Consider the following 3,817-nt stretch of genomic DNA (forward strand, 5'->3'; position numbering starts at 1 on the left):
ATTAAGTTTGAAACTTAATTAAGATGATTATTTAATAACATACAACATCAAGACGCGTATCGGCAGATGTGATCTGCATGCTAAACTTTGGTTCATTCTTTCCATCCAATTTGCTTAATCTATAGGATTCTAAGTTACAGTATTTATAGTGTTGGCCTAATGGACCATCGTGACTATCGTACTGGCTCACAAAGGGCTGTCCTCTATTGCACCCGAGAACACCGTGTCCGCATTCGAATCCGCGCTGGCGGCAGGCGCAGACGGTTTCGAGACCGACATCCAGATGACTCGCGATTGTGTGCCCGTATGCTCCCATGGATATACCGCGGAGGCTGCCTGCGGCGGCAAAAGACCCATCCACGAGCTTTCCCTGGAGGAGCTTAATGGTCACAACCCGAAAGGCATGGGCGGAAGGATTCCCACTTTAGAGGAATGCCTACATGCAACGGGAACTCAGGGAATTGCCAATCTCGAGCTGAAGACGCCTTACATCAGACGCAGGGAATACGTCGAGGGCATCGCTTCGCGTCTGAAGGATTTCGGAATCGGAAGAAGGGCGATCGTCACGTCTTTCGACCATTCCCTCGTCAGGGACATCCAACATATGGATGCTGGATGCGGCACGGGCGTTCTGATGCTGCCTGTCGTCGATGATTTCGGGGAGATAATCGACATCATAGGGGAGTGCTACCCTCGCGATAAGCCCATGGATGCTCTGACGATGGAGGACGTCTCGCCATTGGAGGACTCGACCATCATACAGGACGTCCTGGGGATCGACGGCGCATCTCCCGGCGAAGTGTATCTCGGCCTCGGCAGGACTCTGGGCAGGATATACCCAGGGGAGACGTTCGTATCCATCAGCAAACGTATAATGAGCCAGGCGGACGTACCGTCGTATGTCGACGGATTGGATTTCAAACCCGATTACGTGTTCTGCCATTACCTGTCCTGTTTCACGGAGCCAGACACGATATCGTCGATACATGACAGAGGCATGAAGGCATTCGCATGGACGGTGGACAATCCGAGATACGCCGAGAGATTGCGTGAAATGGGCGTCGACGGATTCATATCGAACGAACCCGCGGTGCTTATCAGGGCCATTACGAGCGGACAGAGCCGAACGTCAGGCCCCTCATGAGAACATCGGTTCCTTCTCTTTCTCATTATCAGGACCGATATCGCGAAGAACAGGGCCGTGACCGCCAGCACATATAGAATCGACGTCGTCCCCGTGAACTCGTATCCCGCGACGCTGAGGTCCACGCCCATCTCCTCCCTGAACTCGGAGGCGCCCCCGGGACCGAAGACATCGTCCATGGGCCCGGAGCACAGATGCTGACGGAACAACGCGGCCATATGCGTGGCAGGGATGAGGTTGGCTACGGCATAGACGGCCTTTGGGAAGGCCACCATCGGCAGGTAAAGACCGTACAACAATCCTATGAGCGTGCTCATGATGATGGAGAATCCCGTGTATGCGCTCTGACTCTTCAATAAGGACGCGAGGGCGAACAGGATTATCGAACTGGATAGCGCAGAAGGCACCAGAAGCAGTATGCTGGCGAAGACATCGGGGATTCCTAGCTCGCAACCGGTCGCGCAGAGGTACGCCAATGCGAATGCCAACGTCGCGGCGCTCACGATGAGTCCTGCCAGAAATGCGCTCAACACGTATCCCGCCGCCAATTCCGACGGCTTTATCGGCGCTATCCTGAAGCACATGTCCTTGCCGGACACCTTGTCGTCAACCATGCATTGAAGCGAACCGGCACAAGACGTGACGGACACGATCCCGATTATGCCCGCCATCACCCAGGAATCCACCAGGCTAGGCAGCTGCTCGCCGGAAAGGATCGTCCATCCTTCCGACGACATGCTGGATATCAGGACGTTCCTCAGAAACAGAAGATATAGCAACACGACTATGAGTGCCGTCAGGAACGAGAATAAGACGGCAGCCCTGTCCCGGAAGAAGCATAGGACGTTCCTCTTCGTCAGCGCCAACACCGCATTCATCTGCTGGAACCTCCCGTTATGGCGATGAACGCGTCATCCAGGGTGCCGGTGCGCACCTCGAACGATTCCATCATGCCTTTCAGCCTTTCGACTATGGGTACCGCATCCATGGTGCAGCCCAGCTCTATCCTCAGGACGCCTGAGCGCACGGAATATCCGATTCCGAGCCCGTCCAGCACGGATTTCACGGCGTCTGCATCCTTGGGAAGTATCTCCAGATAATCGGAGCTGTATCTCTCCTTGAGGACCGAAGGCTTTCCGTGGGCGACGATCTCGCCCTCGTTTATTATCACGATGTCATCGGCGGTGGCGGCCTCCTCCATGTAATGGGTGGTCAGGAAGACGGTCATCCCTTCTTCTTTCAGACGCCGGATATAGGCCCATATCGAATTCCTGGCCTGGGGGTCCAGGCTCGCCGTCGGCTCATCCAGAAGCAAGAGCCTGGGGCCGTGCAGGATCGCCCTCGCGATTTCAACCCTCCTCCTCTGTCCTCCGGATAGATCGGAACATGGCCTGTCGGACAGGTCAGACAGCCCCACCTTGACGAGCGCCTCTTCGATCCTGGCCGCCAGATCGGCCTTCTTGAAGCCGTACAGGGAACCGTGGATCTCCAGGTTCTCGCGCACGGACAGCCTCTGGTCGAGCTTGTTGTCCTGGAAGACTACCCCTATCTCCCTCCTCGCCTTCTCGGGTTCCATTCCGAACAAGGTCACGTCTCCCGAATCTTTGGATAGAAGGGAGCATAAGATGGCTATGGTAGTGGACTTTCCGGCCCCATTGGGTCCCAGAAATGCGAAGAAAGCGCCTTCCTCCACATCGAACGATATGCCTTTCACGGCTTGGAAGCTTCCATACGATTTACGCAATCCCGCGACGCTTATCGCTTTGCCCATCTCCATCCCTTTCTCCTGATGCAGGCAATAACAGGGGGCAGGTAAGCAATATAACATTTGGTTATCAGTCGGGCCAGCATCACATATATTTACCGAATTCCGATTCAAGCCAGCAAGATGAGCAAGCGCATTCTGATCTACACCATGTCCTCAGGCGACGGGCATCACATGATCTCAAACATGCTGAAGGAGACCTTCGAGAAATACCATGGGGATGAATGCGAAATCAGGATAATCGATTATTACAAGGATTATTTCTCTCCTTTCAGATCGCTGATATGCGACAAATTCTATAGATTCACGATGGGCCATGCCCATTGGGTCTATTGGATCTATTACAGGCTGTATCAGAGGGACGCCCCCCCGAAGAGGTATCCGATAGGCATGTGGTACGCCCATTTCGGCAAATACCGCAGAATCCTCAAGACGGTCCGGGACTTCCGTCCGGACATCATAATCGGGACGCACATGTTCCATCCGATCGCATTGACCGAACTGAAAAAGCGCGGTAAGCTCGACGTTCCCTTCTTCAGCATAGTCACGGACTATACGGTATACCCGCTGACCGAATACGGCCAAGGGGTGCAGAAGATAATCACTCCCTGCGAGGAGCTTAAGGAAGGGTTGATGAGACTGGGGTATCGGGAGGATCAAATTGCCTGCCTCGGTTTCCCGGTCAGATTCGAGAGGCCCGCCGAGCGCCCCAACCGCGGAAGCGGAAAGCTCTCTGTACTGATAATGGCGGGTCATGGAAGGATCAAGACCATCGATAGGGACCTCAAGAATCTGCTGTCTGCGGACATGGACCTCCGCATCGTAGTAGTGAACGGGAGGGACGAAAGACACAGGAGAAAGGTCGCCAGAATGATCTCGAGGTCGACCAACAGCAGGACCGCCATTGA

3 protein-coding genes are annotated in these 3,817 nt (G+C 54.5%); 2 read left to right on the plus strand and 1 reads right to left on the minus strand.

The window, feature by feature from the left end; genetic code table 11:
- The first annotated feature begins 169 nt into the window (after positions 1–169).
- On the plus strand, positions 170–1,144 hold the full coding sequence (locus tag IKP20_07625) for a hypothetical protein (protein MBR4504821.1): 975 nt from the start codon (positions 170–172) through the stop codon (positions 1,142–1,144).
- 874 nt (positions 1,145–2,018) lie between these two features.
- Here IKP20_07625 and IKP20_07630 read toward each other — a convergent pair.
- On the minus strand, positions 2,019–2,921 hold the full coding sequence (locus tag IKP20_07630; GenBank protein ID MBR4504822.1) for an ABC transporter ATP-binding protein: 903 nt from the start codon (positions 2,919–2,921) through the stop codon (positions 2,019–2,021).
- A gap of 111 nt (positions 2,922–3,032) precedes the next feature.
- Between IKP20_07630 and IKP20_07635 the strand changes: the two genes are divergently transcribed.
- Positions 3,033–3,817 (plus strand): hypothetical protein (locus tag IKP20_07635; GenBank protein MBR4504823.1); only part of this gene is annotated, 785 nt, incomplete at its 3' end.

The organism is Candidatus Methanomethylophilaceae archaeon (assembly GCA_017524805.1).
Lineage (GTDB): Archaea > Thermoplasmatota > Thermoplasmata > Methanomassiliicoccales > Methanomethylophilaceae > Methanoprimaticola.

Bases quoted from the DNA above. Each gene is read 5' to 3' on its own strand.
- IKP20_07630 (MBR4504822.1), bottom strand. From the start codon at position 2,921: ATGGAGATGGGCAAAGCGATAAGCGTCGCGGGATTGCGTAAATCGTAT.